The 24,792-nt window shown below is 71.7% G+C and carries 19 protein-coding genes; 5 read left to right on the forward strand and 14 right to left on the reverse strand.

Translation table 11 applies throughout. The features are described 5' to 3' along the window. Positions 1 to 32: 32 nt before the first annotated feature. From ACIA77_RS18925 to ACIA77_RS18945, 5 genes are read right to left on the reverse strand one after another with little or no spacing between them, the layout of a single operon-like run. Entirely contained in the window at positions 33 to 569 is a 537-nt protein-coding gene (locus ACIA77_RS18925) for a hypothetical protein (protein ID WP_395887181.1), read from the reverse strand. Beyond that, the gene (pucD, locus tag ACIA77_RS18930; protein WP_395887182.1) at positions 566 to 2,830 is read right to left on the reverse strand and encodes a xanthine dehydrogenase subunit D; all 2,265 of its coding nucleotides are present in this window, start codon (positions 2,828 to 2,830) and stop codon (positions 566 to 568) included. The genes ACIA77_RS18925 and pucD overlap by 4 nt, the downstream gene beginning before the upstream one ends. Continuing rightward, positions 2,827 to 4,167 carry an 8-oxoguanine deaminase gene (locus tag ACIA77_RS18935; RefSeq protein WP_395887183.1) on the reverse strand — a complete coding sequence of 447 codons (1,341 nt, stop codon included), beginning with the start codon at positions 4,165 to 4,167 and terminating at the stop codon, positions 2,827 to 2,829. The genes pucD and ACIA77_RS18935 overlap by 4 nt, the downstream gene beginning before the upstream one ends. Further along, positions 4,164 to 4,637, reverse strand: a complete 474-nt coding sequence (locus tag ACIA77_RS18940) for a (2Fe-2S)-binding protein (RefSeq protein ID WP_395887184.1) — start codon at positions 4,635 to 4,637, stop codon at positions 4,164 to 4,166. Before ACIA77_RS18940 ends, ACIA77_RS18935 begins: the two co-directional genes overlap by 4 nt. After that, positions 4,628 to 5,497 carry an FAD binding domain-containing protein gene (locus ACIA77_RS18945; protein ID WP_395887185.1) on the reverse strand — a complete coding sequence of 290 codons (870 nt, stop codon included), beginning with the start codon at positions 5,495 to 5,497 and terminating at the stop codon, positions 4,628 to 4,630. Before ACIA77_RS18945 ends, ACIA77_RS18940 begins: the two co-directional genes overlap by 10 nt. A gap of 125 nt (positions 5,498 to 5,622) precedes the next feature. On the opposite strand from ACIA77_RS18945, the gene ACIA77_RS18950 reads away from it, so the two are divergent. After that, the gene (locus ACIA77_RS18950) at positions 5,623 to 7,017 is read left to right on the forward strand and encodes a helix-turn-helix domain-containing protein (RefSeq protein ID WP_395887186.1); all 1,395 of its coding nucleotides are present in this window, start codon (positions 5,623 to 5,625) and stop codon (positions 7,015 to 7,017) included. A gap of 34 nt (positions 7,018 to 7,051) precedes the next feature. Here ACIA77_RS18950 and htpG read toward each other — a convergent pair whose 3' ends face one another. From htpG to aceB, 3 genes are all read right to left on the reverse strand, one after another. After that, complete coding sequence (htpG, locus tag ACIA77_RS18955; RefSeq protein WP_395887187.1) at positions 7,052 to 8,908, reverse strand: molecular chaperone HtpG; 1,857 nt, start codon at positions 8,906 to 8,908, stop codon at positions 7,052 to 7,054. Between the two features lie 542 nt (positions 8,909 to 9,450). Continuing rightward, a complete protein-coding gene (locus ACIA77_RS18960; RefSeq protein ID WP_395887188.1) occupies positions 9,451 to 10,647 on the reverse strand; it encodes a DUF6986 family protein in 1,197 nt (398 codons plus the stop codon). Then, entirely contained in the window at positions 10,647 to 12,230 is a 1,584-nt protein-coding gene (aceB, locus tag ACIA77_RS18965; protein ID WP_395887189.1) for a malate synthase A, read from the reverse strand. Before aceB ends, ACIA77_RS18960 begins: the two co-directional genes overlap by 1 nt. Before the next feature lie 121 nt (positions 12,231 to 12,351). Here aceB and ACIA77_RS18970 point away from each other — a divergent pair, with 121 nt between their 5' ends. Further along, positions 12,352 to 13,116, forward strand: a complete 765-nt coding sequence (locus tag ACIA77_RS18970) for an IclR family transcriptional regulator (protein WP_395887190.1) — start codon at positions 12,352 to 12,354, stop codon at positions 13,114 to 13,116. Here the strand turns inward: ACIA77_RS18970 and ACIA77_RS18975 are convergent. The 3 genes from ACIA77_RS18975 to ftsY all read right to left on the reverse strand — a co-directional run bounded on the left by ACIA77_RS18975 (position 13,109) and on the right by ftsY (position 16,047). Then, a complete protein-coding gene (locus ACIA77_RS18975) occupies positions 13,109 to 13,606 on the reverse strand; it encodes a GNAT family N-acetyltransferase (RefSeq protein ID WP_395887191.1) in 498 nt (165 codons plus the stop codon). The two genes, ACIA77_RS18970 and ACIA77_RS18975, sit on opposite strands and share 8 nt — an antisense overlap. A gap of 189 nt (positions 13,607 to 13,795) precedes the next feature. Next, complete coding sequence (locus tag ACIA77_RS18980; protein ID WP_395887192.1) at positions 13,796 to 14,533, reverse strand: hypothetical protein; 738 nt, start codon at positions 14,531 to 14,533, stop codon at positions 13,796 to 13,798. Between the two features lie 164 nt (positions 14,534 to 14,697). Further along, positions 14,698 to 16,047, reverse strand: coding sequence for a signal recognition particle-docking protein FtsY (ftsY, locus tag ACIA77_RS18985; RefSeq protein ID WP_395887193.1), 1,350 nt, complete (start codon positions 16,045 to 16,047; stop codon positions 14,698 to 14,700). A 150-nt stretch (positions 16,048 to 16,197) separates the two neighbouring features. Here ftsY and ACIA77_RS18990 point away from each other — a divergent pair, with 150 nt between their 5' ends. The 3 genes from ACIA77_RS18990 (at position 16,198) to ACIA77_RS19000 (ending at position 19,704) form a co-directional block, all read left to right on the forward strand. Next, positions 16,198 to 17,400: an anhydro-N-acetylmuramic acid kinase gene (locus ACIA77_RS18990; RefSeq protein ID WP_395887194.1), complete on the forward strand. Its 1,203-nt coding sequence runs from the start codon at positions 16,198 to 16,200 to the stop codon at positions 17,398 to 17,400. 9 nt (positions 17,401 to 17,409) lie between these two features. Further along, entirely contained in the window at positions 17,410 to 18,987 is a 1,578-nt protein-coding gene (locus tag ACIA77_RS18995; protein WP_395887195.1) for a sodium:solute symporter, read from the forward strand. Between the two features lie 105 nt (positions 18,988 to 19,092). Next, positions 19,093 to 19,704, forward strand: a complete 612-nt coding sequence (locus ACIA77_RS19000) for a DUF3455 domain-containing protein (protein WP_395887196.1) — start codon at positions 19,093 to 19,095, stop codon at positions 19,702 to 19,704. Positions 19,705 to 19,767: 63 nt separating this feature from the next. On the opposite strand, the gene smc is transcribed toward ACIA77_RS19000, so the two are convergent. The 3 genes from smc to ACIA77_RS19015 form a co-directional block, all read right to left on the reverse strand. Next, entirely contained in the window at positions 19,768 to 23,379 is a 3,612-nt protein-coding gene (smc, locus tag ACIA77_RS19005) for a chromosome segregation protein SMC (protein WP_395887197.1), read from the reverse strand. Between the two features lie 188 nt (positions 23,380 to 23,567). Further along, entirely contained in the window at positions 23,568 to 23,855 is a 288-nt protein-coding gene (locus ACIA77_RS19010) for an acylphosphatase (RefSeq protein ID WP_395887198.1), read from the reverse strand. A 360-nt stretch (positions 23,856 to 24,215) separates the two neighbouring features. Then, positions 24,216 to 24,755, reverse strand: coding sequence for a hypothetical protein (locus ACIA77_RS19015; protein WP_395887199.1), 540 nt, complete (start codon positions 24,753 to 24,755; stop codon positions 24,216 to 24,218). Positions 24,756 to 24,792: the final 37 nt, after the last annotated feature.

Raw genomic sequence — 24,792 nt, forward strand, 5'->3', positions numbered from 1 at the left:
CCACGGTGTCCCGGCACCCGCCAGCTCGCCAGTCACCAACCGGCCACCACCGCGCACACGGCGCTCTCCGGATCGGCGCCAGCCACGGCCGCACCGAGCGCGGCCCGCAGAGCGGCCCCAGCCTGGGCGAACGCGGGAGCCGACGAGTACATCAGGTCGAACGCCGCCTGGTCGACCGTCAACGTGCCAGGTGGCAACGGAGGGCCGCCGGCCAAACCGGCGAGCGCGCCCGGCGCGAGATCGGCCGGAAGCCCGATGATGAGCGGCCGGGACACCAAAGCGCCCCGGAAGGTCGGCGCATCCCCGTGGTCCAGCGTGTCGAAACCGGAAACACCGACCTCGAACCGGGTCTCGGTCCCGTCGTCCGCCGTGAACCGGCCGCCGAGGAACGCGCGCGTGAGGTGGCCGCCGAGGCGGCGCAGCACCTCGACGTGCGCCCGGGCCCCGCCTGTTGCCGGCGGGCCCGCGGCGGTGGAAGAACGAGTCCAGCGGGCCACGGTGTGCGTCGCGACCGCCAAGCCATCGCCCAACGCGGCGGCGCCGTGGCGCGGGACATCGATGATCTTCACGTGCCCGTCAGGTGTTCGGGCCGGACCGGTACCCGGGCGAGGGCCAGGCCTGTGGCGGCGCGGATCGCGGCGACGATGGCGGGCGTGGACGAGATCGTCGGGGGTTCGCCGACGCCGCGGAGGCCGTACGGGGCGTGGGGATCGGGACGTTCCAGCACGTCGATGGACATCGGGGGCATGTCGAGGACCGTGGGGATGAGGTAGTCGGTGAAGGAGGGGTTGCGGACGCGGCCCTTTCCCACCTGGATCTCCTCCATCACGGCCAGGCCGAGGCCCTGCGCGGACCCGCCCTGGATCTGGCCGAGGACGGCCTGCGGGTTCAGGGCGCGCCCGACGTCCTGGGCGCAGTCCAGGGCCACGACCTTCACCAGGCCCAGCTCGACGTCCACGTCGACCACGGCGCGGTGGGCGGCGAAGCCGTACTGCACGTGGGCGGTGCCCTGACCCGAGTCGTCGAGGGGAAAGGTGGGGCGGTGGCGCCATTCGACCGTTTCGTCGAACGTGTCCGACGCCAGGACCGACACCAGGTCCGCGAGCACCACTCCGTCGGTCGCCACGAGTTTGCCGCCCACCACGCGGCTCGTGGGTGGCAGCCCGGCGTGCTCGACGAGCCGCGCGCGGACCGCGGCGCACGCGGCCTGCACGGAGCCCCCGGTCACGTAGCTCTGGCGCGAGGCCGACGTCGAACCGCCGTTGCCGATGGAGGTGTCCATGGGCAGCACGATCACCTGCTCGACCCCCAGCTCCGTGCGCACGATCTGCTGCATGATCGTCACGAGCCCCTGCCCGACCTCGCACGCCGCGGTGTGCACGGTGGCGGCGGGTTCGCCGCCGACGAGCTGCAGGCGCACGCGGGCCGTCGAGTAGTCGTCGAAGCCTTCGGAGAAGCAGATGTTCTTGATCCCCACGGCGTACCCGACACCGCGCACCACGCCTTCGCCGTGCGTGGTGTTGGACACGCCGCCCGGCAGGTGCCGCAGGTCGAACTCGCGGGCCGCGGGCAACGGCTTGGCGCGCAAGCGTTCCAGCAGCTCCGCGACGGGCGCGGCCGAGTCCACGACCTGCCCGGTCGGCATCACCGCGCCCTCGCTCATCGCGTTGCGGATCCGGAGCTCGACGGGGTCGAGCCCGCACGCCGCGGCCAGTTTGTCCATCTGCGACTCGTACCCGAACGCGGCTTGCACCGCGCCGAAACCGCGCATCGCGCCGCACGGCGGGTTGTTGGTGTAGGCGCCCCAGCAGTCGATGGCCACGCTGTCCACTGTGTACGGACCGACGCCGAGGGTCGCCGCGTTGGCCACCACCGCGCCGGTGGACGACGCGTACGCGCCGCCGTCGAGGAACAGCCGGGCGCGGACGTACACGAGCCGGCCGTCGGAAGTCGCGCCGTGCTCGTAGTACATCTTGGCCGGGTGGCGGTGCACGTGGCCGTAGAAGGATTCTTCGCGGTTGTAGACCATCTTCACCGGCTTGCCGGTGTGCAGCGCGAGAAGGCACGCGTGCACCTGCATCGACAGGTCCTCCCGCCCGCCGAACGCGCCGCCGACGCCCCCGAGCGTCAGCCGCACCTTCTCCAGGGGCAGGCCCAGCGCCGCGACGATCTGCTGCTGGTCCACGTGCAGCCACTGCGTCGCGACGTACAGGTCCACGCCGCCCTCGGTGTCCGGCACCGCGAGCCCCGACTCGGGGCCGAGGAAGGCCTGGTCCTGCATACCGACCTCGTAGACGCCCGTCACCACGACGTCGGCCGTAGCGTCCTGAGCGCCGCGCCGGATGCGCACGTGCCGCACGACGTTGCCGTCCGGGTGCAGCGCCGGGCCCGAACCGCGCACGGCCGCCTCGGAGCTGGTGACCGGCTCCAGCTCCTCGTAGGTGACCTTGATGCGCTTCATCGCGCGCCGCGCCGTCTCCGGGTGGTCCGCGGCGACGAGGGCGACCGGCTCGCCCTGGTACCGCACGACGTCGTCGGCGAGCACCGGCTGGTCGGCGTGCTCCAGCCCGTAGCGGTTGACACCGGGCACGTCCTCGTGCGTCAGCACGGCGTAGACCCCTGGCACCGCAAGGGCTTCGGCGATGTCGATGCTCGTGATCCGCGCGTACGGGTGCGGGCTGCGCAGCGTCGCGCCCCACAGCATGTCCTCGTGCCACAGGTCCGACGAGTACGCGAACTCGCCGCGGACCTTCACCGTGCCGTCCGGGCGCGGGGCGTCGGCGCCGACGCCGTTCGCGATGCCGGTGGCCTGCGTAGTCGTGGTGGTCATCGGTCCTCCCGCAGCCGCGCGCTCGCGGTGGCCAGGTCGCGGGCGATGACGGACTCGTCCTCTTCGCGCAGCACGCGGTTCTCGACGACCGTGCGGCCGCCGACGAGCAGCCGGGCCAACGGCGGCGTCGCGCCCAGCACCAGCGCGGCGACCGGGTCGGCGATGCCCGCGTGCGCGAGGCCCGTCAGGTCCCACACGGCGAGGTCACCGAGCTTGCCGATCTCCAGCGAGCCGAGCTCCCCGGCGCGACCGAGGCACTGGGCGCCGCCCATCGTGGCGAGCCACAGGGCTTCGCGGGTGGTCAGCGCGGTCGGGCCGCCACGCTGGCGCGCCTGCAGCAACGCCTGGTGCAGCTCCTCGCCCAGCCCGCCGGACTCGCTCGACGCGGCCCCGTCGACGCCGAGGCCCACGGGCGCGCCGGCGTCGAACAGGTCGCGCACCGGCGCGATGCCCGCGCCGAGCCGGCCGTTGGACGTCGGGCAGTGCGCCGAGCCCGTGCGGGTCGCGCCGAAGCGGCGGATCGCCTCGGGCGCGAGGTGGATCGTGTGCGCGAGCCAGACGTCGTCGGCGAGCCAGCCGAGTTTGTCCGCGTACTCGGCCGGGGTGCAGCCGACCTCGGCGAGGCACTGGCGTTCCTCGTCGAGCGTCTCGGCCAGGTGCGTGTGCAGGCGGACGCCCTTGCGCCGCGCCAGCTCGGCCGCGCCGGTCATGAGCCGTTCCGAAACGGAGAACGGCGAGCACGGGCCCACGGCGATCCGCAGGTGCGCGTCGGGCGACGAGTCGTGGAACCGGTCGATGGCGGCCTCGGTGCCGAGCAGGGCGTCTTCGGTGGTCTCGACGAGGTGGTCCGGTGGCAGCCCGCCGTCGGATTCGCCGCGGTCCATCGAGCCGCGCACGAGGTGCAGCCGCACGCCGATCCGCTGCCGCGCGGCGACGAGCGCCTCCACCTGGTCGCCGCCGTCGCGCGGGAAGACGTAGTGGTGGTCGGCCGCGGTCGTGCAGCCGGTGAGCGCCAGCCGCGCCAGTCCGGCGGTGCCGGCGGCGTGGGTGAGCTCCGCGTCGAGCCGGCCCCACACCGGGTAGAGCGCGACGAGCCACTGGAACAGCGTGTGGTCGGCGGCCATCCCGCGCGTGGCCCACTGGTAGAGGTGGTGGTGGGTGTTGACCAGACCGGGCGTGACGAGGCAGCCCGACGCGTCGACGTGCTCCTCGGCGTCGCCGGTGAACTCGCCCTCGCCGACCTCGGCGATGCGGCCGTTGTCCACGAGCACGTAGCCCGACGCGTACTCGGGCCCGGTCACGGTGGCGATGGCACCGCGCTCGACGACTGTCCTCACGCGACACCGCCCTTCGCCGCGGCGGCCGCGCGGACGGCGTCGAGGATCTTCTCGTACCCCGTGCAGCGGCACAGGTTCCCGGCCAGCGCCTCGCGGATCTCCTCGTCGCTGGGCTGCGCGACGCGGTTGAGCAGGTCGTGCGCCGCGACGACGAGCCCCGGTGTGCAGAAACCGCACTGCACGGCGCCGTGGTCCACGAAGGACTGCTGCACCGGGTCGAGCGTGCCTCCGTCGGCGAGGCCTTCGACGGTGCGCACCTCGCGGCCCTCGACCTGCCCGGCCGCGACGAGGCACGAGCACACCGGCACGCCCTCGAGGTACACGGTGCAGGAGCCGCATTCGCCCTGTTCACAAGCGTTCTTCGAGCCCGGCAGGCCGAGTCGCTCGCGCAGCACGTACAGCAGGCTCTCGCCCTCCCAGACGTCGTCGGCCTGGCGCGGTTCGCCGTTGACGGTCACGTTCACGCGCACGTGCGCTCACTCCCCCGGTGTTCGTCCCAGGCCCAGGTCAGCGTGCGCCGCGCGAGCACGGCCAGTGCGTGTCTGCGGTAGTCCGCGCTGCCGCGGACGTCGTCGATCGGTGCCGCGGCTGCCGCGACGAGCCCACCGAAGCGCCGCTTCAGCGAGTCGGCCAGCGGCGCGGGCTCGGCCCACGGCAGCTCGGTAGCGAGGAACTCCTCGGCTTCACGGGCCCGGCGCGGCGTCGGCGCGGCCGAGCCGACGGCGGCGCCCGCCGCCAGCCGGTCCGGGTGCAGGCTCAGGGCGAAGGAGCAGACGGCGATCACCATCGCGTTGCGCGTCCCGACCTTCGCGAACTGCTGCGGACCGGCGTTCGCCGGCAGGTGGACGGCGGTGATCAGCTCGTCGGGCTCCAGCGCGTGGCGCTTCACGCCGAGGTAGAACTCCTCCGCCGGCACCAGCCGGTTCCCCCGGACGGACGCGAGTTCCACGTCCGCACCGAGCGAAAGCAGCACCGGGTGCGTGTCGCCGGCGGGTGACGCGGCACCGAGGTTGCCGCCGACCGTGCCGCGGTTGCGGATCTGCGGCGAGCCGACGGTGCGCGAGGCCATCGCCAGCCCCGGCAACGTTTCACCCAGCTCGGTGATCACGCGGGAATAGGACACGGTCGCGCCGAGCCGGACGGTGCCGTCCGAAGTGGACCACCGCGCCAGCTCGGGGACCCCGGTGAGGTCGAGCAGCGCGGCCGGGCGCCGGTGGTCGAAGTTGAGCTCCACCATCACGTCGGTGCCACCGGCGATCGGGACCGCGTCGGGGCGTTCGGCCTTCACGGCCAGTGCCTCGGCGAGGCTCGCGGGTCGCAGGAAGTCCACGCTCGGGCTCCTCTTCTCGGGCGGATGCCCCAGTACACGCCGAACGCGCCCCGGTGGGCAACGGTGCCTCGCCATGAAAGCCGCGGCAGCGGAAGACCACCCGTTTGTGCTTTCCTACAAGCCTGATGACCACCGTGAAAACTCTGCTGGGCCTGCCCGGCCTGCGCCCGCACCCGAGCACGCGCGAGGAGCTGCTCGACCGTCCGGTCACGCGCATCTACGTGACCGAGCTGCCCGATCCCGGCCGCTACCTGACGGCGGGTGAGCTCGTGCTGTCCGGGCTGCTGTGGTGGCGCGCGCCGGGCGACGCGGAGGCGTTCGTGGCGGCGCTGGCCACGGGCGGGGCGGCCGCGCTGGCCGCTTCGGGCGCCGACGCCGGCGGGATCCCGGAGGACCTGGTCGACGCCTGCGCCCGGCACGGGGTCGCGTTGCTGGAAGTGCCGCCCGACCTGTCGTTCGCCGTGGTCACGGAGCGAGTGGTCCTCGCGCTGGCTGCGGCCGCGGACGGGGCGCGCAAACGCTTGCTCACCGCCGCCGCGGAGGACGCGCCGCTTTCCGAACTGCTGGCGCGGGCGGCCGGCGAGCTCGGCGCCGCGTGCTGGGTCGTCTCCGGGGTGCCGCGCGTCGTGGCCGGGACGGCGCCGCTGCCGGTGCCGGCCGCGGTGCCCGTGCGGCAGTTCGCCGCGGCCCGGGCCCGGCCGACGGCCGCGGGTGGGCTGACGGTGCTGCCGGTCGAGGGCCGCCACCCGGTGCCGTGGCTGCTCGCCGTGGACGGCCCGCTCAGCACGGCGCAGACGGAGCTGGCCGAAGAGCTGGCCGGGCTGGTGGGCCTGGCGCGCGCCCGGTCCCGGCCGGCCCCGGCACCGCTCGGCGGGGCCGTCCGCGCGGTCGCGCTGCGCACGCTCGACAGCGACGAAGCCGGCGACGTGCTGGCCGAACTCCTGGCCACCACGGAAAAACCGGTCACGCCGACGGCGAACCGGGACCCCTCGGTGGCGCTGGCCCTGGTCGCCGACGACGGTTCGTGGCCGGCCGGCTGGGCGGCCGACGCCGTGGCCGCGCTGTCCACAGTGGAGCCTTTGCTGCGGGCGACGCGGATCCTCGCCGGCGTCAGCGATGCCGTGCCCACGGCGGAGTCGCGCGGAGCGTTCGAGGTGGCGCGGCACGCGTTGTCGCTCGCCGCGGACCGGGACGGCGGTGTGGTGGTCGTGCCGGCCGCGGACGTGGGCGTGCACCAGCTGTTGCTCGCCGGGACGTCCACCGATCTGCGGGCCGCGTTGCGGCGACGGCTGCTCGGGCCGCTGCTCGACTACGACGCCGAGCAGCACTCGGATCTCGTGCACACCGTCCGCGTGTTCCTGGAGTGCTCCGGCTCGCCCACGCGCGCGGCGAAAGCGCTGCACATCCACGTGAACACGCTGCGCTACCGCATCGGGCGGGCCGCCGAGCTGCTGGGCGTGGACCTGGCGGACTTCGTGGCGCAGGTGGACGTGTACCTGGCGCTGGTCTCCGAGCCGTGACGCGCCGGGCGGGCCGCCCGGCGCGTCACGCGGTTCAGAGTGCCTTGGCGGCCCGGTCGGCGACCAGCTTGAGGAACCGGCCCGGGTCGGCCAGCTCGCCGCCCTCGGCCAGCAGGGCCATGCCGTGCAACAGCTCCGCGGTCTCGGCGAGCGAGGTGTCCGCCGGGTTCTTCGCGAACGCCTCGCGCAGGCCCGCGACGAGCGGGTGCTCCGGGTTGAGCTCCAGCACCCGCTTGATCTGCGGCAGCTCCTGGCCCATGGCGCGGTACATCTTCTCGAGCGTCGGCGTCATGTCGCCCGAATCGCCGACGATGCACGAGGGCGAGGTCGTCAGGCGCGAGGAGAGGCGGACCTCCTTGACGGTGTCCTCCAGCGTCGCCGACATCCACGTGAGCAGGTCGGCGTACTCGGACTTCTGCTCGTCGGTGGTCTCGTCGCCGAGGTCGACCTCACCCTTGGCCACGGACTGGAAGGTCTTGCCGTCGAAGCCGCTCACCGCGTCGACCCACATCTCGTCGACGGGGTCGGTCAGGATCAGGACCTCGTAACCCTTGGCGCGGAACGCTTCCAGGTGCGGCGAGTGCTCGATCGTGGTGCGCGATTCGCCGGTGAGGTAGTAGATGTGCTCCTGGCCGTCCTTCATGCGCTCGACGTACTCGCGCAGGCGGGTCGGCTTCTCGGCGTGGTTCGTGGACGCGAACGACGAGATCTCGAGGATCTGCTCGCGGTTCTCCGGGTCGTCGAGCAGGCCTTCCTTGACGGCGCGGCCGAATTCCCGCCAGAACGTGGCGTACTTGTCGGCGTCCATCGCCTTGATCGTGGCCAGGACCTTCTTCTCGAGACGGCGCCGGATGGCCCGGATCTGCCGGTCCTGCTGCAGGATCTCGCGCGACACGTTGAGCGAGAGGTCCTGCGCGTCGACGACACCCTTGATGAAGCGCAGGTAGTTCGGCATCAGCGCTTCGCAGTCGTCCATGATGAAGACGCGCTTGACGTACAGCTGCACGCCGCGCTTCGCGTCGCGCATGAACAGGTCCATCGGCGCGTGCGACGGGACGAACAGGAGCGCCTGGTACTCGAACGTGCCCTCCGCCTGCATGCGGACGGTTTCGAGCGCGTCGTTCCAGTCGTGGCTGAGGTGCTTGTAGAACTCCTGGTACTCCTCGTCGGAGACCTCGGAGGTGGGGCGGGCCCACAGCGCCTTCTGCGAGTTGACGGTCTCCTGCTCGCCGTCGGAGCCGGCCATGCGGACCGGCCAGGTGATGAAGTCGGAGTACTTCTTGACGATCTCGCGGACCTTCCACTCCGACGCGTAGTCGAAGAGGTTGTCCTCGTCGTCGGCCGGCTTGAGGTGCAGCGTGACGGCCGTGCCCTGCGGCGCGTCGGCCACCGGCTCGATCGTGTAAGTGCCCTCGCCCTCGGACTCCCAGCGCACGCCCTCGTCGGAGCCCGCCTTGCGCGTGGTCAGCGTGACCTTGTCGGCGACCATGAAGCTCGAGTAGAAGCCCACGCCGAACTGCCCGATGAGGTCCTGGCCCTCCTGGGATTCCTTCATCTTGCGCAGGAACTCGGCGGTCCCGGACTTCGCGATGGTGCCGATCAGGTTCACCACGTCGTCCCGGCTCATCCCGATGCCGTTGTCGGTGACCGTGATCGTGCGCGCGTCCTTGTCGATCGCGATCTCGACGTGGAGGTCGGAGGTGTCGGCTTCGAGGTCCTTGTCCCGGTAGGTCTCCAGGCGCAGCTTGTCGAGCGCGTCGGAGGCGTTGGAGACCAGCTCGCGCAGGAAGATGTCCTTGTTCGAGTAGATCGAGTGGATCATCAGCTGCAGTAGCTGGCGCGCCTCGGACTGGAACTCGAGCGTTTCGACCGGTGCCGCTTCTTGGGCCATGGTGTTGTGTTTCCTTCCCACCCCACACCAGAAAGACGGCGGCGAGTTTACCTGGGTGGAGTTGGGGTGTTGTGGGGCGTGGTGTGAGGGCGGTTCTGGGCGGGGGTGGGTGCGGTTGGTCTGTGGTGCTGATGCGGTCCTGCGCGGGGGCGTGTTGCGTGGCGTAGGCACCCCGAAGCTCGAGTGTGACTACGGCCGCTGACCCCGTGTCAAGGCGGGAAAGCGTGCCTTGACACGGGGTCGGCGGCCGTGTGGAAGCTTCGGATCGAGGTGCCGGGCAGGGGCTGGGCGCATCCTCAGTGGGGTGGTTGGGCGGCGGTTGCGTATGCGCGTGGTGCGACGCCGTTTGGGGTGCAGGGCAGGGGCTGGGCGCATCCTCAGTTGCATAATTCGGCGGCGGATTCGTATGCGTGGTGCGTCGCCGATCGGGATGCACGGCAGGGCTGGGTGCAGGACTTGCTGCGTAGTTTTGTTGCGCTGCGTAGGTGGACCTGCGTCGCCGGTCTAGGTGCTCGGTGGGGCTCCGCGATGGCGTGGGCGGGTCAGACCAGGCGGCGGGCGTAGCGGTCCAGGGTCGCCGGGTCGAAGGGGAGGTCGGAGGGTTCCAGGGCGCCGCAGTGGTAGCCGCCGAGGAGGTAGTGGGCGAGGGCTTCCGCGGTGGCCGGTTCGTCGAGGACGCCGGACGACGTGTGGGATGCGTAGTCGCGCAGGCGGGCGGCGGCGGTGGGGAAGCCTTCGCGGTAGAAGGCGTACGTGGCGGCGAAGCGGGTGGGCAGCTGGTGCGGGTGGAGGTCCCAGCCCTGGTAGAAGCCGTTCTCCAGGGAGCGCCGCACGAGGCGGAGGTGTTCGGCCCAGGCGCCGGGCAGGTCGTCGCCCACGGGGAGGCGGTTGGTGGAGCCGTCGGAGAGGCGGACGCCCGTGCCGGCGGCCGCGGCCTGCATGAGGTGCTTGGCGAAGTCGGCGGCGGGGTGGTCCATGCTCTGGTACGCCGCGCTGATGCCGAGGCCCGCGCTGTAGTCGTACGTGCCGTAGTGCAGGCCCGAGCACCGGCCCTGCGCGGCCTGGATGATGCGGGCGACCGCGACGGTGCCGTCGGCGGCCAGGATGGACTGCGCCGTCTCGATCTGGACCTCGAAGCGCAGCACGCCGTCGGCGAGGCCGTAGGCGACTTCCAGCTGCGCCAGCACGTCGGCCGCCACCGAGACCTGGTCGACGGCGGTCACCTTCGGCAGCGTCACCACGAAACCCGTGGGCAGCGGGCCGTTCTCCAGCAAGCCGGAGAGGAACAGGTCCAGCGTCCGAATCCCGCGGCGGCGCGTGGCGGCTTCGAAGCTCTTGAACCGGATCCCCACGAACGGGGTGCCGCCCGTGGTCGCCAGCACGCGGCCGGCGTCGAGCGCCGCCGCGTCTTCCTCGGCGTCGCCGGGATTGCCGTAGCCGTCTTCGAAGTCGATGCGCAGGTCTTCGATCGGCTCGGTCAGCAGTTTCGCGTGCACGCGCTCGGCGACGTCCGGGGAAAGGCCGAGCAGGTCGCCCCGCTCGACGAACACGCGCATGGCCTGCTTGCCCCAGTCGGCGACGAGGCGCGTGCGGTACTGGGACGCCGGCACGTACACGGTGTGCACGGGCCGGCGACCCGGCGGCTCACCGGGGTACGTCGCGGCGACGCGCGCGTCGGCCTCGGCGAGGCGCGCATCGGCGGCGGTGTAGACGTCCTCGGTGAGCCGGCCGTCGCCCATTACTTGATGTGCTCGTAGGCCGGGAGCGTGAGGAAGTCCGGGAACTCGTCGGCCAGCGCGACCTGCTCGAACAGCTCGGCGGCCAGCGCCAGCTGGTCTTCCTCGACCTCGGCCGACAACTCGGCGCGGACGTCGGCCAGCACCCCGCGCACGAGCTCCGCGGTCACCGTCTCGCCGTTGTCCAGCACAGTGCCGTTCTTGACCCACTGCCACACCTGCGACCGGGAGATCTCGGCCGTGGCCGCGTCTTCCATCAGGTTGTGGATCGCCGCCGCGCCATTGCCGCTCAGCCACGACGCGAGGTAGCGCAGGCCGACGTCGACCGCGGCGCGCAGGCCGGCCGCGGTGGCGCCGCCGGGGGTCGAGGCGACGTCGAGCAGCTGGTCGGCGGTCGCCGCGGGATCCCAGTCCTCGTCGCGCCTGCGCTCGAGCTGGTTCGGCTTGTCCCCGAGGACCTTGTCGAACTCCTCCTTGCACAGCGCGACCATGCCGGGGTGCGCGACCCAGGAACCGTCGAAGCCGTCGCCGGCCTCGCGCGCCTTGTCGGCGTGCACCTTCTCGAAGGCACCCTCGTTGACGGCGGGGTCCTTGCTCGGGATGAACGCCGCCATGCCGCCGATCGCGAACGCGCCGCGCTTGTGGCACGTACGCACCAGCAGCTCGGTGTACGCGCGCATGAACGGCGCCGTCATCGTCACCGAGTTGCGGTCCGGCAGCACGAACTTCTCACCCGCGTCGCGGAAGTACTTGATCACGCTGAACAGGTAGTCCCAGCGGCCCGCGTTGAGACCCGACGCGTGCTCACGCAGCTCGTAGAGGATCTCCTCCATCTCGAACGCGGCGGGAATCGTCTCGATCAGCACGGTCGCGCGGACGGTGCCGTGCTCGATGCCCAGCTCCTTCTCGGCGTGGGTGAACACGTCGTTCCACAGCCGCGCCTCGAGGTGGCTCTCCATCTTGGGCAGGTAGAAGTACGGGCCCTTGTCGCCGGCCAGCAGCGCGCGGACGTTGTGGAAGAAGTACAGGCCGAAGTCCACCAGCGCGCCGACGCCCTTGCGCCCGCCGAACGTGAGGTTGCGCTCGTCGAGGTGCCAGCCGCGCGGGCGGACCACGATGGTGGCGTGCTCGACGTCGTCCTTCAGCGCGTAGCTCTTGCCGCCGCTTTCCAGCGTGATGTCGCCGCGGACGGCGTCGCGCAAGTTGACCTGGCCGCCGACGACGTTGGTCCAGTGGGGCGTGTTGGCGTCCTCGAAGTCGGCGAGCCACACCTTGGCGCCGGAGTTGAGGGCGTTGATGGTCATCTTGCGGTCGGTGGGGCCGGTGATCTCCACGCGGCGGTCGCGCAGGGCCGGCGGCGCCTCGGCGACTTGCCACTCACCCTCGCGGATCTCCTTGGTCTCCGGCAGGAAGTCGAGCCGGCCGGTCGTGCGGGCCTCTTCGCGGCGTTTGCCGCGGGCCACGAGCAGCTCGTCCCGGCGCGCCGCGAAGGCGTCGTGGAGGCCCGCCAGGAAGGCGAGGGCTTCCGGCGTCAGGACCTCGTCGCCGCGGTCTACCGAGCCGCCGAGCACCTGGACTTCAGACATGCGAAACACCCCGAGTCGTTCTTTGGATAACGTCCCTACGGTTTTTACCTGACGGACTATAGTTTCTGCATGGCGGAAGCTCAAACGGGCCTGTGCAGGAGTTCTGTGAGGAGGACCACCGGTGGCGGCTGAGAAGAGCGGACGGGACGGCGGCGTCCAGTCCTTGCAGCGAGCGTTCGAGCTGCTGGAGCACCTCGCGGACACCGGCGGGGAGGCCAGCCTGTCGGAGCTCGCGACCCTGTCCGGCTTGCCGATGCCGACGATTCACCGGCTGATCCGCACGCTCGTGGACCTCGGGTACGTCCGGCAGAACACCAACCGCCGCTACGCGCTGGGCGCGCGACTGATCCGGCTCGGGGAGAACGCGAGCATGCAGTTCGGCGCGTGGGCGCGCCCGCTGCTCGTCGAGCTCGTCGAGGAGGTCGGCGAGACGGCCAACCTCGCCGTGCTGGAGCGCGACGAAGTCGTGTACGTGGCGCAGGTGCCGTCGAAGCACTCGATGCGCATGTTCACCGAGGTCGGCCGTCGGCTGCTGCCCCACGGCACCGGCGTCGGCAAGGCGATGCTCGCGCAGCTGCCGCCCGACGAGGTCGCCGGGCTGCTCGGGCGCACCGGCATGCCCGCCTACACCGAGCACACCTTCACCGACCCGGACGCGCTCGCGAGTGAGCTCGTGCGCATCTCGGAGCAGGGGTACGCGCTGGACGAGGCCGAGCAGGAGCTGGGCGTGCGCTGCATCGCCGTTGCGGTGCCCGGCATGCCGGTGCCCGCGGCGGTGTCGGTGTCCGGCCCGTCGGGGCGGCTGACCGCGGACGCGGTGGCGACCATCGCGCCCGTGGTGCAGAAGATCGCCGACCGGCTTTCGCACCAGCTGCCCGTCACCTGAGCTCGGTTTTCAGCAGGTCCATCAGCAGGCCGTCGTGGAAGGTGCCGTCGGCGCCGCGTTCGTACTGGCGCAGCACGCCGACGGGCCGGAAACCGAGCTTGGTGTACACGTGCACGGCGCGTTCGTTCGCGGCGGCGGGGTCGATGGTGAGCCGGTGGTGGCCGTGGGCGAACAGGTGCTGCGCGAGCACGCGGATCGCCTCCGGGCCGATGCCGCGGCCGTGGTGCGCCGGGTCGATCGCGATGTCGATGCCGGCGTGCCGGTACTGCGGTTCGAGTTCCTCGCAGCTCTGGATGAGCCCGACGGTTTCCCCGCCGATTTCGACGGCGTAGGCGGAAAACCCGGGCTCCTCGTCGAACAGCGAATCGGCTTCGTGGTCCGGCTCGCCCCACCAGCGGGCGACTTCGGGCGCGGACAGGATTTCGTGCACGCGCTGCGCGTCGGCCCTCGTGAGGGGGCGCAGGGTCACGCGCGGGCCTGAGATGATCATGACTGTCCTCTCGTCGTGTCCTGGTCGGGTTTCGACGAGAGCCCGGGGCGGAGCGCGCGAACGTCAAGCCATGGCAGGAGTGTGCGCCCGCGCGCGCCCGGGTGTCACTTCATTTGCCGCTGACGTGATCGTCGACCTGCACGGAGTAGCGGACGTCGCTGCCGTTGACGGTGGTGATGGTCGCCGCCCTCAGCCCCACGCCGGCCGCGGGATCAGTTCGAGCAGATCGCACCGCAGATCCAGCGCGGCGACGAGGGTGGCGGGGTCCCGGTGTTCGGTGACGCGGTCGAAGAAGTCGAGGTTGGCCCCGATCACCGTGAACCCGCGGAACGGACGCGGATCGGTCTTCAGGAAGTGGGTGACGGGCGGCACGAGCACCGCTCGCGCGAAACGGTCGTCGCCGGTGCGCACGTCGTAGCGCTCGTCGAACTCGGGATCGCCGACCCGCAGATCACCCCGCCCCACCGCATCGTTGACGCGACTCGCGAACTGCACCGCCGGGCTCACCTGCAGCGCCGGGCCCCAACCCGGGGTCCGCACCCACACCACCAGCTGTTCACCGCTCGGCCCGGAGTGGCGCACCTTGAACACCGCCGCGAGGAACGGGTGCCCCCGGTGCACCCCGCTCACGACTTCGTGCGCCTCCACCGCTTCGGGCGGTAAGTCGAACGGATCAGTCGGCGAGAGCAGCTCGTCGGCGATCGACCGCCGGATGCGCAGGTCGCCTTCGTTGTAGAAGCGGCAGTAGGAGTCGTTACGCTCCTCGTAGCGCCAGCCACGCCGCTGCGCCTCCTGCCGCAGGCGCGCCAGCACCCCGGCTTCGGCGCGTTCGACGTTTCGCTTGTTCCGCACCAGGAACCAGCCCACCGCGGCCGCGATCAGCGCCGTACCACCGATGACGATCACGAGGATGAGGGCGACGCTCACCGGGTCGGCTCCGCGTCGAAAACGGTGAAGTCGTCGAACCCGTCGAAGTCGAGCACGCGATGCAGCAACGCGGTATCACCCCAGCCGTTCCCGGTTCCGGGGCCAACCGTGGCAGAGATCAGCGGGCGTTATCGGCGGATTGCCCGATGATCACCCATCCGGGGTCAGCCGAGCAGGGCGTCGACGAAGGCGCCGGGTTCGAAGGGGGCCAGGTCGTCCGGGCCTTCGCCCAGGCCGACCAGCTTGACGGGCACGCCGAGTTCCTTCTGGACCTGGAAGACGATGCCGCCCTTGGCCGTGCCGTCGAGTTTCGTCAGGACGATGCCGGTGACGTCGATGACTTCGGCGAAGACGCGGGCCTGGGCGAGGCCGTTCTGGCCCGTGGTGGCGTCGAGCACGAGCAGCACCTCGTCGACCTTGGCCTGCTTTTCGACGACGCGCTTGACCTTGCCAAGCTCGTCCATCAGGCCCGTTTTGGTGTGCAGCCGGCCGGCGGTGTCGACGAGCACGGCGTCGGCGCCTTCGTCGATGCCGCGCTTGACCGCGTCGAACGCGACGGCCGCGGGGTCGGAGCCCTCCTTGCCGCGCACGACGGAGGCGCCGACGCGTTCGGCCCAGGTCTGGAGCTGGTCGGCGGCCGCGGCGCGGAACGTGTCGGCCGCGCCCAGCACGACGGTGGAGCCCTGCGAGACGAGCACGCGCGCGAGCTTGCCGGTGGTCGTGGTCTTGCCGGTGCCGTTGACGCCCGCGACGAGGACCACCGCGGGCTGCTTCTGGCCGTCCACGGAATGCGGCAGGGCGCGCACGGCGCGCACGCCGTCCGTGGACAGCGCGGCGGTCAGCACTTCGCGCAGCACGTCACGCGCATCCGCGGACGTGCGGACGGCGCGGCGCGTCAGCTCGTCGCGCAGGCGGTCGACGATCTGGGTCGTGGTGGCGGCACCGAGGTCGGCCACGAGCAGCGTGTCTTCCACGTCCTGCCAGGAGTCCTCGTCGAGGTCACCCGCGCCGAGCAGGCCGAGCAGGCTCTGGCCGAACATCGAGCGCGACTTGGACAGCCGGCCGCGCAGCCGCTCGAGCCGGCCGCTCGCGGGCTCGATCTCCTCGACGGGCACGACCGGTTCGATCGGCTCCACCGTGCCCTCGACGGGCGCCGCCGCGGGGCCTTCGGACACCTCGGGCTCGGGCAGCTTGACGTCGCGCATCGTCCGCTGGTCGGAATCGCGCGGCACGGCGGCGTCGTCGCCGACCGCGGGCTGGCCGTCGACCTCCGGGCGGTCCTCGACGGGGTGCTCCACCACTTCGTCGGGCGCAGGCGCCTCCTCGGCGGTACCCCCGGGCGCCAAGGTGATGCCGCCGGCCGCGGTGTACCCGCCGCCCTTCGGCTTCTCCTCGACCTTCCGGGTCTCCGGCAGGCTGATCCGGCGCCGACGTGCGATGAGCAGCCCGGACACCAGCACGGCGACCAGGACGACGACGGCGACGACAACGATCCAGAACCAGGTGCTCGACACGCCTCCATCCTGTCATCCGCTTCCGGGCTCCCCCGGACGCCCCACCACGCTGCAGCCTTCAGGCCAACGTCTCACCAGCCGAGTTCCGATTCGGCCAAGACTTCACCGCGTGGCTTGCGTCACCGCTTCACCCCCGCTAAACCACTCCGGATGACCACCCACGGCTTCCGCGTTCTCGGCCTGCTGTCCGGAACCTCGGTCGACGGCATCGACGTCGCCGTCGCCGAATTGCACGCCGAAGACGGCACCGTGGTGCTCACCCCGCTGGGCGAACTCGACGTGCCCTTCGCCGCCGACGTCCGCGAAGCCGTCCTCGATGCGCTGCCGCCGAACCCGAGCAGCGCCGAGCAGTTGACGGTCATCGACACCCGCGTCGGCCAGGCCTTCGCCGAAGCAGCGGCGCAGGGCATCGCCGCGTACGGGCCGGTCGACGTCATCGCTTCGCTCGGCCAGACCGTCTTCCACTGGGTCGAGGACGGTGTCGTGCGCGGCACGCTGCAACTCGGCCAGCCCGCGTGGATCGCCGAACGCACCGGCACCCCCGTCGTCGCCGACCTCCGCATCCGCGACGTCACCGCCGGCGGCCAGGGCGCGCCGCTCGCCAGCACGCTCGACGCGCTGTGGCTGCGCGGCCTCGCCGAGGAGAGCGGCCGGCCCGTCGCCGCGCTGAACCTGGGCGGCATCGCGAACATCACCGTCGTCGGCGACGGTGCCCTCCTCGCCTACGACACCGGTCCCGCCAACGCACTGCTCGACCTCGCCGCCGCACAGGCGACCGGTGGCGAGCAGCACGCCGACGTCGACGGGAAGCTCGCGCTGGCCGGCACCGTCCGCCGGGACCTGCTCGACCGCCTGCTCGCCGACCCGTACTTCGCCGCCGCACCACCGAAGTCCACGGGCAAGGAGCACTTCCACCGCGCCTACCTCGACGCAGCGCTCGCCGGCCTGCCGCCGCTGTCCCCCGAAGACCTCCTGGCCACTCTGACCGAATTGACGGCCACTACAGTCGCGGCGGAATGCCGTCGCCACGGCGTTGCCACCGTCGTGGGTTCGGGCGGTGGCATGCGCAACCCCGCCGTCGTGGCGGCACTGCGCGACAACCTGCCCGGCGTGGCGCTGCGCACGAGTGACGACCTCGGCCTGCCCAGCGCGGGCAAGGAGGCCTACCTCACGGCGTTGCTCGGCTGGCTGAGCTGGTGCGGCGTCCCGGCCACCGTGGCGTCCGCGACGGGTGCGCGCGGCCCGCGGCTGCTCGGCGCCCTGACGCCGGGCGCCGGGCCCCTGAACCTTCCGGCCCCGCTGGGGGGCACAGTGACCCGCTTGCGGGTCGCGGAAGTAGGTGCGAACAAGTAGGAGATCCCCATGAACCCAGTCGATCTGGTGATCGTCATCGTGTACCTGGTGGCGATGCCGGTCATCGGTGTGCTGGTCGGCCGCAGACAGAAGTCCGCGAACGACTACTTCGTCGGCGAACGCAGCATGCCGTGGTGGGCCGTCACGCTGTCGGTCGTGGCCACCGAGACCTCCACGCTCACGGTGATCTCGACGCCGGGGCTGGTCTTCGGCAGCGCGTTCCTGTTCCTCGAAGTGGCGTTCGGCTACATCGTCGGGCGCATCATCGCGGCGTTCGTGCTGCTCCCCCGCTACTTCCGCGGCAACTACGTGAGCGCGTACGAGTTCCTGGGACGCCGCTTCGGGCGCGGGCTGCAGGGCACCGCGTCGGTGACGTTCGTGGTCACGCGCCTGCTCGCCGAGGGCCTGCGGCTGTTCGCGGGGGCGATCCCGATCAAGGTGATCCTCGACCACTACGGCATCCACACCGCCTACTGGCACATCGTGGTGCTGCTCACCGCGCTCACGGTGATCTACGCGTTCGTCGGCGGCATCAAGTCCGTGATCTGGGTCGACGTGGTGCAGTGGTCGCTCTACGTCCTGGGCGCGATCGGCGCGGTCGTCTTCCTGTCGACGAAGCTGCCCGACGGCTGGACGTCGATCGCCGCGAGCCAGGGCCGCTTCAAGCTCACCGACTTCGCGTCGAACATCATCACCAGCCCGTACGCGTTCATCGGCGCCGTGGTCGGCGGCGCGTTCCTGTCGATGGCCTCGCACGGCGCGGACCAGCTGATCGTCGGGCGGCTGCTGTCCACGAAGAGCCTGCGCGACGGCCAGCGCGCGCTCATCGGCTCGTCGATCGTGGTGTTCGTGCAGTTCGCGCTGTTCCTGGTCGTCGGCGCGATGCTGTGGGTGTTCACCGGCGGCAAGACGGGCGCGACCGCCACCGCCGTCGCGGCCGGGAAGATGTCGCCGGACGACGTGTTCTCCAACTTCATCGTCAACGACCTGCCCGTCGGCCTCGCGGGCCTGCTCATCGCCGGCATCCTCGCGTCCACGATGGGCGCGCTGGCTTCGGCGCTCAACGCGCTGTCCACCTCGACCATCGCCGACCTCTACCAGCGGTTCACGCACCGGTCCGTCGAGGACTCGAAGCTGCTGCGCCACGGTCGCATGTGGACGCTGATCTGGGCCGTGGTGTTCGCGATCTTCGCGTCGCTGTTCACCAACTCGAAGGACCCCGTGATCCAGCAGGGGCTCGGGATCGTCGGCTACACCTACGGTGCACTGCTGGGAGCGTTCTTCCTGGGCCTGATCGTGAAGAAGGCCCGCCAGACCGACGCGATCATCGCGTTCGCGTGCTCGGTGGTGGTCATGGCGTTCCTGATCCTGTTCGTCAAGTTCGACAAGGCGACCACGGCGGTGCACATCCAGTTCGGCGCGGCGACGAAGACGCTCGTGCCGCTCGCGACGTACTGGTACACGTTCGTCGGCGTGGTGATCTCGCTGGTGGTCGGCGGTCTGCTGGCGCTGCGCCACACCACGGCGGACCCGCACGCCGCCGAGGTCGAACTGCCGAAGGAACCGAAGGAAGAAGTCTCCGCCTGAGCGGCGCACCAATTTCCCCGATCGGGTGAACCGCTTCGGGGCGGGGCTCGTGCACCAGACGAGCGCCCGCCCCGAGGTGGCGGGCCCGTGATCCAGGTGGGGACGATGAAGCGGATTTCTCTGGCGCTGGCGGCGGGTTCGATGATCCTGCTGGGGGGTGCCACGGCGTGCTCCTCGGCCGCCGCGGGTTCGGCCACCCCGGACGCGGTGGCGAAGGCGGCCGTCGGCGCGCAGACCGGCGCCCAGTCGGGAACGCAGCCGGGCACGCAGGACGGCACGCCCGAGGTCATCGCCGCGGCGGCGCAGGTCCAGGTGCCGCCGGGCGCCAAGCGCGTGGCCACCTTCCACGGCGAGGGCGTGCAGATCTACGGCTGCACCAACGGCGCGTGGACGCTGATCCAGCCCGCCGCCATCATGTCCGAGGGCGACAAGGCCGTGGCGCTGCACAGCAAGGGCCCGGTGTGGACGTCCACTGTGGACGGCAGCACCGTCGCCGCCACAGCGGTGCCGGGCAAGGCCGTGCAGCACGCCGACGCGATCCCGGAGCTGCTGCTCAAGGCCGACCAGACCACCGGCAAGGGTGTCTTCGGCGACGTCACGTACGTGCAGCGCCTGGCCACCAAGGGCGGCCTGGCACCCAAGGGCTCGTGCACCGCGGGCCAGCAGACTGCCACGCCGTACTCGGCCGAGTACGCGTTCTGGGCCGGCGGGAACTGAGGCACCGCGACGGAAGAGGGGCTCCCCGGGCAATCCGGGAAGCCCCTCTTCACACGTCCGGGCTCAGCTCGCCGGCACCGGCTCCTCTTCGGTGGCCCGCAGGCGCTGCGAGATCACCTTGGTGATGCCGTCGCCCTGCATGCTCACGCCGTAGAGCGCGTCGGCGATCTCCATGGTCGGCTTCTGGTGGGTGATGATGATCAGCTGCGAGGAGTCGCGAAGCTGCTCCAGCAGCCCGATCAGGCGGCGCATGTTGGTGTCGTCCAGCGCCGCCTCCACCTCGTCCATCACGTAGAAGGGTGAGGGGCGGGCGCGGAAGATGGCGACCAGCATGCCCACGGCCACCAGCGACTTCTCGCCACCGGACAGCAGCGAGAGCCGCTTGACCTTCTTGCCCGGCGGGCGCGCCTCGACGTCGACGCCGGTGGCGAGCAGGTCGTTGGGCTCGGTGAGGACCATCCGGCCCTCCCCGCCCGGGAACAGCACGCCGAACACGGTCTCGAACTCGCGAGCCACGTCGGCGTAGGCCGAGGCGAACACCTCGAGGATCTTCTCGTCGACCTGCCGGATCACGGCCTCGAGGTCCTTGCGCGTGTCCTTGAGGTCTTCGAGCTGGGTCGAGAGGAACTTGTAGCGCTCCTCCAGCGCCGCGAACTCCTCCAGCGCCAGCGGGTTCACCTTGCCCAGCAGCGACAGGTCCTTCTCGGCACGCCGGGCGCGGCGGGCCTGCGTGTCGCGGTCGTACGGCATCGGCGGCGGCGCCGTGACGTCCTCGCCGCGCTCCTTCGCCGCTTCGTACTCGGCCATCTCGCCGGCGCTCGGCGGCACCGGCACGTCCGGGCCGTACTCGCGGACGAGGTCCTCGAGGCCGATGCCGAAGTCCTCGGCGATCTTGCCCTCGAGGGTTTCCAGCCGCAGCCGCTGCTCGGCGCGCAGGACTTCGTCGCGGTGCACGGCGTCCGTGAGCTTCTCGAGCTCGCCGGACAGCTCGCGCACCTTGCCGCGCACCGCGGTGAGCGCGGTTTCGCGGGTCTGGCGCTGGGCTTGGGCCTCGTCGCGCTCGGCGGCCGCGCGCTGCACGGAGTGCTCGATGCGCTCCAGCGCGAACTCACCGGCGTTCACCACGGCGTTGGCGATCTCCGCACCGCGCTCCCGCGCCGCCCGGGCCTTGGCCGCGCGTTCACGGGCTTCCTGCTCCGCACGGGCCGCCCGGCGCAGCGAGTCGGCGCGCCCGGCGATGCTGCGCGCCCGCTCCTCGGCGGTGCGCTGCGCGAGCCGCGCCTCGACCTCCTCCTGGCGGACGCCGGTCAGCAGCTCCACGGCCTCGTCGCGCTCCGCCGTGTCGGGGTCGTCCTCCACCGGCTGCTCGGCGACGGCGGCGAGCCGCTCCTCCATCTCCGCCAGCTGCGCCAGCGCCTGTTCACGGCTCTGCTCGACCTTCGTGCGCTGCGCGGTGAGCCGCTCGACCTCCGCCTGCGCGGAGCGCGCGGCCTGCTGCAGCCGGTTCAGCCGCTCCGACGAACGCGCCTTGCGCACCTTCGCCTCACCGAGGGCGTCCTTGGCCTGGCCGACTTCCTCGCGCCGCGCCTGCTGTTCGGCGCGGGCTCCTTCCAGTTCGGCGGAGAAGCGCTCCAGGGCCCGTTCGGCCGTCCGCAGCCGTTCGGCCGCCTCTTCGACCGCGGCCTGGACCTCGATCACGCTCTCGCGCGCGGCGGACCCGCCGGCGACCCAGCGGGTACCGAAAACGTCGCCTTCGCGAGTAACCGCGCGGACGTCCGGGTGGCTCGCCACCAGCTGCCGGGCGGCGTCGAGGCCGTCGACCAGCGCCAGTTTGTCGAGCGCGTGCTCCACGGCGGGGCGCAGCTGCGCCGGTGCCGTCACGACCTCGCGGGCCCAGCGGGCGCCGTAGGGCAGCACCGGCCACGAGCTGGTGTCCACAGTGGACCCGGGGAACCCGTTCGCGCCGAGCAGGATCCCGGCGCGGCCGGAATCGGTGTCCTTCAAGTACTTCAGCGCGGTCAGCGCCTGCTCGCCGCCGGCCACGGCCACGGCGTCGGCCACCGGGCCGAGCGCGGCGGCCAGCGCCACCTCGTGCCCGGCCTCGACGGTGAGCAGCGCGGCGACCGAACCCAGCAGGCCCGGCAGCTCGTGCGACGCACCCAGCAGCGCGCCGGCGCCGTCCTTGCGCTTGAGGCCCATGGACAGCGCCTCGACCCGCGCCCGCTCCGACGCGATCTCCCGCTCGGCGGCGCGCTCGGCCTTGACGAGCTCCTCGACGCGCGCCTTGGCCGCGGTGTTGGCCTCGACCGCGCGGTCGTGGCGCTGCAGCAGCTCCGCGTCGTCGGACTCCTCGGCGCCGCCCTCGGCCTTGGCCTCTTCGAGCTCCTCCAGCGCGATCTCCGCGCGCTCGGCCGATTCCTGCAGCGACACGGAGATGCGGTCGATCTCCTCGGCCGTGGCGCCGGTCTTGCTGCGCAGCGCCTCGACCTGGCCGGTCAGCTTCGCCATGCCCTCGCGGCGGTCGGCGATGGCCCGCACGGCGGCCCAGTGCGCGCGTTCGGCGGCCTGCACGCGCTGTTCGAGCTCTTCGCGCCGCAGCACGGTCTCGGCCAGCAACTCGCGGGCCTCCATGACGGCTTCGTTGAGCTCCTCTTCGCGCTCGGCGACCTGCTCGGCCTCGGCCAGCAGCTCCTCCGGGTCACGGCCGCCCGTCGGGGCCGACACGTCGGCCGACAGGTGCCGCTGGCGCTCCACGGCCAGCCGCACGGTGCCGCGCAGCCGTTCGGCCAGCGCCGAGAGCTTGTACCAGGTCTCCTGCGCGGTCTGCAGCTTCGGCGCGTCCTCGGCCAGCGACGCCTCGAGCTCGGTCTCCTCCGCCGCCACGACCTCCAGCGCCTGCTCCACCTCGGCGCGGCGCTGGCGGGCGGTGCGCTCGTCGGCCTCCTCCTTGGCGATGGCCTCGCGCTGGGTGACCAGGTCGTCGGCGAGCAGGCGCAGGCGCGCGTCGCGCAGCTCGGACTGCACGGACTGCGCCTTGCGCGCGATCTCGGCCTGCTTGCCCAGCGGCTTGAGCTGGCGGCGCAGCTCGGTGGTGAGGTCGCCGAGGCGGTCGAGGTTGCCCTGCATGTTGTTGAGCTTGCGCAGGGTCTGTTCCTTGCGCTTGCGGTGCTTGAGGACGCCCGCGGCCTCCTCGATGAACGCGCGGCGCTCCTCGGGCTTCGACTCGAGGATCGCCGAGAGCTGCCCCTGCCCGACGATGACGTGCATCTCGCGGCCGATGCCGGAGTCCGACAGCAGCTCCTGCACGTCCATCAGACGGCAGCGGTCACCGTTGATCTCGTACTCGCTGGCGCCGTCGCGGAACATCCGGCGCGTGATGGAGACCTCGGTGTACTCGATGGGCAGCGCGCCGTCGGTGTTGTCGATGGTGAGCGTGACCTCGGCGCGGCCCAGTGGGGCGCGCCCCGCGGTGCCGGCGAAGATGACGTCCTCCATCTTGCCGCCGCGCAAGTCCTTCGCGCCCTGGGTGCCCATGACCCAGCGCAGGGCGTCGAGCACGTTGGACTTGCCCGAACCGTTCGGGCCGACCACGCACGTGATCCCGGGTTCGAACCGCAGCGTGGTGGCCGACGCGAAGGACTTGAAACCCTTCAGCGTCAAGCTTTTCAGGTGCACTTGGTGCTGACCCCTCCGGCCGCCGGTACTGGCTCTTCAATCGGCCAAGGCTACCTGGGCACCGGCCGTGACCGTGGGAGGCCGTCGCGTCCCGGCGCGCCTAGCACAGATCCACTCACCCCGGCAACCCCTCGTGTCCCAGTCATCACAGGAGCCACTCAGGTGGCCCAGTGCCGGCCCGGGGCCGCTCAGCGCTCCAGGAAGCCCGTCAGGCCGCCTTTGGCCGGGCTCCAGCGCTCGACGACGTGATCCACACTTCCGGGTGATTCTCCCGACCGCAGGGCGGCCAACAACCGCTCACAGTGGTCTCGACCACCCTCCGCTACCACCTCGACACGGCCGTCGGGCAAGTTGCGCGCGAAGCCGACCAGCCCGAGCTCCAGCGCGCGGCTCCGGGTCCACCAGCGGAAACCGACCCCCTGCACGCGCCCGTGCACCCACGCCGCCAACCGGATGTGTGTTTCTTCCTCACTCACGCGTCCATCCTGCCCCACGCCACCCGCTGCGGACAGTGACGGTACGAGGCCCGTACCTGCGCGAATGGGTCACTGGCGGTGATAACCTCCCCGCCGAGGTCCGCGTCCGGCACCTCGATCCCCCGCGCAGAACCCGGGGAGCCGGACCGAACCGCGACACGACTTCCGGGAACCGGTGATCGCCTGCGTCTCCCGGTGCCCGCGCAACCGCGTCCCCGACCAGCGTCGATCGGTCACCACCTCGATCGAGTCGAATTGCATGTGAGGAGCCTGCATGTCCCGTCCCGACGGGCCGGATCCGAGCGCACGCGTCTCCGTCGCTCCGCCCAAGGCCGCGAGCGGCATCATGAACCGGGCCGGCTACGCCATCCTCGGCGTGAGCGGCCTGGTCGTGGCCACGGCGTTCGCCGCGGTCGCCGAACTGGCGGGCCCGAGCACGGCCGCCGACTCCACCTCCGTCCCCGGCGGCGGCCAGGGCACCCTGCCGGGCAGCTCGCAGGTCGTGCCGGGCAACGCGGTGCCGGGCGCCCCGATGACCGTCTCGGGCCAGCCGACGCCCGGTGATGCCCCGTCGAGCTCGGCCACCCCGACGACGGTGGTCTCCACGGGCTCGGACGGGGTGCCGACGACGTCGGTGGTGGCGCCGCCGCCGAACAACCCGGGCCACAACCCGCCGCCGGGAGGGGGCAACACGGTGATGCCGACGACGACACCGCGGAGCGACCCGCCGCCGTCGACGACACCGACGAAGCCCACCTCGACGAAGCCGAGCGAACCGACGAGCCCGCCTTCGAGCCCGTCGGATCCGCCGAGCACCAGCACCAGCGGAGGCGGTGGCTCGAGCAGCAGCGGCGAGCCGCCGAGCACTCCGCCGACTCCGTCCTCTTCGGACGTTCGCACCACCGACCCCGCTGGTCCCACCAGCTGATCAGCACGA

It is taken from the genome of Amycolatopsis sp. NPDC051903 (assembly GCF_044452505.1).
GTDB lineage: Bacteria > Actinomycetota > Actinomycetes > Mycobacteriales > Pseudonocardiaceae > Amycolatopsis.